The following is a 4,433-nucleotide window of genomic DNA, read 5'->3' as shown; positions in this document are numbered from 1 at the left end:
AGGGCGACTGCACCTCGGCCGGCAGCGGCCGGTGGTCGCTGTTCGCCACGGACTACGGCTTCAGTCTGCGCACCACCGCCGGCGGCCTGGTCGCCGGCGTGGGCAGCCAGCGTTTCGGCGCTTCCCGGCTGCTCGTCCTGCAACAGCCGGAGCAGGCCCGGCATCAGAGTTGGACGGCGGTTCCCGGCTGAGATCCGGGCGATGGGAGTGACGATGCTGGACACCGATGTACGCACCGATCCGGAGCTGGAGCCGGACGAGGACCCGGGCCGGTTCAACCGGCGCCGGGTCGTCCGGATCGTGACGGTTCTGGTGCTGGGGATCCTCGCCGTGCTGGCGCTGTGGCAGGAGCCGCTCTACGCGGGCTTCCGCTCCCCCGGCTTCTGACCACCCACCTACTGGGCGGCGGCGTAGTCGTCGATCTCGGCCAGCAGCGCTGACTTGCCGGCCGGGGCCAGGAACGACGCTTGCACGGCGGCGCGGGCGAGGCCGGCCGCCCCGGCGGCGTCGAGCTCGAGCTGCCGGGCGGCCACCGCGTACTCCTCCTCCAGGGTGGTGCCGAACATCGGCGGGTCGTCGGAGTTGATCGTGACCGGCACCCCGGCGGCGACCAGAGCCGGCAGCGGATGCTCGTCGATGCTCGCCACGGCCCGGGTCCGTACGTTGGAGGTCGGGCAGACCTCCAGCGGGATCCCGTGCTCGGCCAGGTAGGCCATCAGCTGCGGGTCCCGGGCGGCGGCGATGCCGTGCCCGATCCGTTCGGCTCCGAGGTCGCGCAGCGCGTCCCAGATGGTCTCCGGCCCGGTGGTCTCGCCGGCGTGCGGCACGCTGTGCAGCCCGGCCGCGCGGGCCTTGTCGAAGTACGGCTTGAACTGCGGCCGGGGCACACCCACCTCGGGACCGCCGAGGCCGAAGCTGATCAGGCCGGCGGGCTGCTCGTCGAGCGCGATCCGCAGGGTCTCCTCGGCGGCGGCCAGCCCGGCCTCCCCGGGGATGTCGAAGCACCAGCGCAGGTCGACCCCGAAGTCGGCGGCGGCGCCGGCCCGGGCGTCCTCGATGGCCGCGCAGAACGCCGGCGCCGGGATGCCGCGCCGCACGTGCGAGTACGGCGTCACGGTCAGCTCGGCGTAGCGGACCTGCTGGCGGGCGAGTTCGCGGGCCACCTCGTAGGTCAGCGTCCGGACGTCCTGGTCGTCGCGGATCAGGTCGACCACGCTCAGGTAGACCTCGATGAAGTGGCCGAAGTCGCGGAACGCGAAGTAGTCGGCCAGGGCGCCCGGGTCGGCCGGCACCGGGGTGTCCCCCTCGTGCCGGGCCGCCAGCTCGGCCACGATCCGCGGCGACGCCGAGCCGACGTGGTGCACGTGCAGCTCGGCCTTGGGCAGTCCGGCGATGAAGGCGGTCAGATCGGTCAACTTCTCCCCCTAGGCGATGGTCGCCACCGCGAAGATCCGGCGGAACGGGAACGCCACGTACCCGTTGCGGGCAGGGTATTCCGCCGTCAGCGTGGCACCGAGCGCGACCCGGAACTCGCGCCACGCCGGATCGTCCAGCGCGGCTTTCACCGGCCGCAGCGCGGTGCCCTCCATCCAGCGCAGCACCGGGTGCTCGGGCCCGGTGGCCGGCAGCAGGTGGAGGTAGGTGGTCTCCCAGGCGTCCACGGCGGCCCCGGCCCCGATCAGCAGCGCGGCATAGCCGGCGGCGTCGTCCACCGGCGCCTCCCGGACGAGCTCGCCGACGGTGTCCGCGTACGGGGCGCTGCGGGCCAGCGCACGCAGGGCGCGGTGTGAGGGGGCGTCGAAGTTGCCGGGGACCTGCATGGCGAACCACGCGCCCGGCGGCAGGGCCCGGATCCACCGCTCGAGCAGCGCGCGGTGCTCCGGCACCCACTGCAGGACCGCATTGGTGACGACCACGTCAGTGTCCGGGCCGGGCTGCCACTCGCCGACGTCGGCCACCGCGAACTCCACGCCCGGCCGGCTCGGACCCGGGTCCGAGTCCGGGTGTCGCCGTCGCGCATCAGGTCCGGCGTCGAGGGCGCGGGCCTTGCCGATCATCTCGGGCGACGAGTCCAGGCCGGTGATCCGAGCGTCCGGCCAGCGCCGCGCGAGGCTCGCGGTGAGCTCGCCGGGGCCGCAGCCCAGGTCGGTGACGGTCCGCGGGTGCGGCGCGCCGATCCGGGCGACGAGGTCGTGGAACGGGCGGGCGCGCTCGTCACCGAAGCGGTGGTAGACGGTGGGATCCCACATGGCGATGCTCCAAACCGTACGTACGTCTTTTTTGCAGCGTACCATCGGCGGACTAGGCTCGGCCGCGTGGAAAATCGCAGCTTCGCCCGCATGGGGCGCACCGTCGGCGTGATCGGACTCGGCGCCTGGCAGCTCGGCGCCGACTGGGGCAGCGTGAGCGAGGACGACGCGCTCGCCACCCTCGGCGCGGCGGTCGACGCCGGCGTCACCTTCATCGACACCGCCGATGTCTACGGCGACGGCCGCAGCGAGCAGGTCATCGGCCGGTTCATCAAGGACAAGCCCCAGCTCACCGTGGCCACCAAGATGGGTCGCCGGGTGGCCCAGGAGCCGGCCAACTACACCCTGGACAACTTCCGGGCCTGGACCGACCGCTCCCGCAGCAACCTGGGCGTCGACACCCTCGACCTGGTGCAGCTGCACTGCCCGCCCACGCCGGTGTTCTCCACCGACGCGGCCTACGACGCGCTGGACACCCTGGTGCAGGAAAAGCGCATCGCGGCGTACGGCGTCAGCGTCGAGAAGGTCGACGAGGCGCTGGCAGCCATCGCCCGCCCGGGCACGGCAAGCGTCCAGATCATCCTGAACGCGCTGCGCCTCAAGCCGCTGGAGCAGGTGCTGCCCGCGGCGGCCGAAGCCGGCGTCGGCATCATCGCCCGGGTGCCACTGGCCAGCGGCCTGCTGTCCGGGCGCTACGACGAGCACACCACGTTCAGCGAGGACGACCACCGCACGTACAACCGGCACGGCGAGGCCTTCGACGTCGGCGAGACCTTCTCCGGGGTCGACTTCGGCACCGGCCTCCAGGCCGTCCAGCGGCTGCTGCCGCACGTCCCGACGGGCGCGACCATGGCCCAGTTCGCACTGCGCTGGATCATCGACCAGCCCGCGGTCACCGTGGTCATCCCCGGCGCCCGCAACGCGGAGCAGGCCCGGGCCAACGCCGCGGCGGCCGAGCTGGCGCCACTGGGCGACGAGGCCCACGAGGTGGTCCGGTCGGTCTACGACGAGCTGATCCGCCCCCAGGTCCATGACCGCTGGTGAGGGCGCGCCGATGAAGGGGTGGCCGTGGCTGACCGCGGGCCTGCTCGGGGTGGTGCTGGGCGTGCTCTGGACGGCTCAGGGCCTCGACCTGCTCGGCGGCAGCGTGATGAGCGGGGTGACGATCTGGGCGGTTATCGGGCCGATCGTCGCTGTGGCTGGGTTGGTGCTGATCGTTCTCGGGGTTCGGATCCGGGCTCGTAGCAAGTCTCAGCCCTAGGGATCTTTATTCCTGTCGTGCCTGGTTGCATGGTGCCGGCCGTCGCTCCCGCCGATTGCCGGGTGGTTGCATGGTGGGGCTTGGGGGCGGGGATGACCCACGCGGCTCGTCAGGCTTGATATCCGCGTGGGTGATCCCCGCCCCCAAGCCCGCTGTGGTCCGGCTTTCTGCTCCCCTGCCGGCTTTCGGGCCAGGCGGAGATGCTTGCGCTCCGCGGGAGCTCGGCGTCGCCGGCCCATCCGGGAGCCCGCGGCTATCTCCGGCCGAGGCACGCCTTCTGGTCGCATGAGGGTCAGCCCGCAGCCCGCAGCCCGCAGCCCGCGAGGGCGAGGTCCGGCGCGGCCTGGCTCAGGCGGGCTGGCCCGGCCAAGCTGACTGAAGGCGAAACTGGCCCAGGCACGGCTCGCCCAGGCACGGCTCGCAGGGGAAGGCTCGCAGGGAAGGCTCAGCCAAGCACCGCTCGCCCAAGCACCGCTCGCCCAAGCACCGCTCGCCCAAGCACCGCTCGCCCAAGCACCGCTCGCCCAGGCACCGCTCGGCCAGGCACCGTTCGGCCGGGCGCGGCTCGGCCAGGCGCGGCTCGGCCAGGCGCAGCTCGCCGGCAATCGGCGTCGTGGCCCCTCGCGGTGTCCACATGCCGGGCTCGCACGTCAGCATGACCCGACAAGGGAAAACCAGCGCCGAGCTGCGCCCCGGCGAAGGCGGCTAGGCCCCGCCACACGACACCTCGAAGCGCGTGGCGCATGTGGGCAACTGTCAGGGACCCGCGACGGCGCAACTCCGGCTGCCAGCGGCAGACAAGCTGCGAAGTAGCCCTCGCCCACGCACCGCCCAGCCCCGTTGGTGTAGGAGCTTGCTGAGGCCGTACAGGTGGTTGTTGGGCGAAGCAACCAGGGTGACCACAACGGGCTTGGGGGCGGGGA

The 4,433-nt window shown here is 72.7% G+C and carries 6 protein-coding genes; 4 read left to right on the top strand and 2 right to left on the bottom strand.

The genetic code is table 11. The annotated features are described in order from the left end of the window. On the top strand, positions 1–191 hold a 191-nt coding region (locus AB0C29_RS35610; protein ID WP_360829876.1), incomplete at its 5' end, for a hypothetical protein. Between the two features lie 22 nt (positions 192–213). Continuing rightward, on the top strand, positions 214–387 hold the full coding sequence (locus AB0C29_RS35605; RefSeq protein WP_360557198.1) for a hypothetical protein: 174 nt from the start codon (positions 214–216) through the stop codon (positions 385–387). An 8-nt stretch (positions 388–395) separates the two neighbouring features. Here the strand turns inward: AB0C29_RS35605 and AB0C29_RS35600 are convergent, their stop codons facing one another. After that, complete coding sequence (locus AB0C29_RS35600) at positions 396–1,415, bottom strand: adenosine deaminase (protein WP_360829874.1); 1,020 nt, start codon at positions 1,413–1,415, stop codon at positions 396–398. A 9-nt stretch (positions 1,416–1,424) separates the two neighbouring features. Next, positions 1,425–2,249 (bottom strand): trans-aconitate 2-methyltransferase, encoded by an 825-nt coding sequence (locus AB0C29_RS35595; RefSeq protein WP_360829872.1) that lies wholly within the window; start codon positions 2,247–2,249, stop codon positions 1,425–1,427. A gap of 66 nt (positions 2,250–2,315) precedes the next feature. On the opposite strand from AB0C29_RS35595, the gene AB0C29_RS35590 reads away from it, so the two are divergent. After that, positions 2,316–3,293 carry an aldo/keto reductase gene (locus AB0C29_RS35590; protein ID WP_360829870.1) on the top strand — a complete coding sequence of 326 codons (978 nt, stop codon included), beginning with the start codon at positions 2,316–2,318 and terminating at the stop codon, positions 3,291–3,293. 10 nt (positions 3,294–3,303) lie between these two features. After that, positions 3,304–3,510, top strand: coding sequence for a hypothetical protein (locus AB0C29_RS35585; protein WP_360829868.1), 207 nt, complete (start codon positions 3,304–3,306; stop codon positions 3,508–3,510). Positions 3,511–4,433 lie beyond the last annotated feature (923 nt).

Origin of the sequence: Actinoplanes sp. NPDC048791 (assembly GCF_040650095.1) — a bacterium.
GTDB lineage: Bacteria > Actinomycetota > Actinomycetes > Mycobacteriales > Micromonosporaceae > Actinoplanes.
The sequence above is the reverse complement of the archived record's forward strand: the minus strand, read 5'-3'. Positions and strand labels throughout refer to the sequence as shown.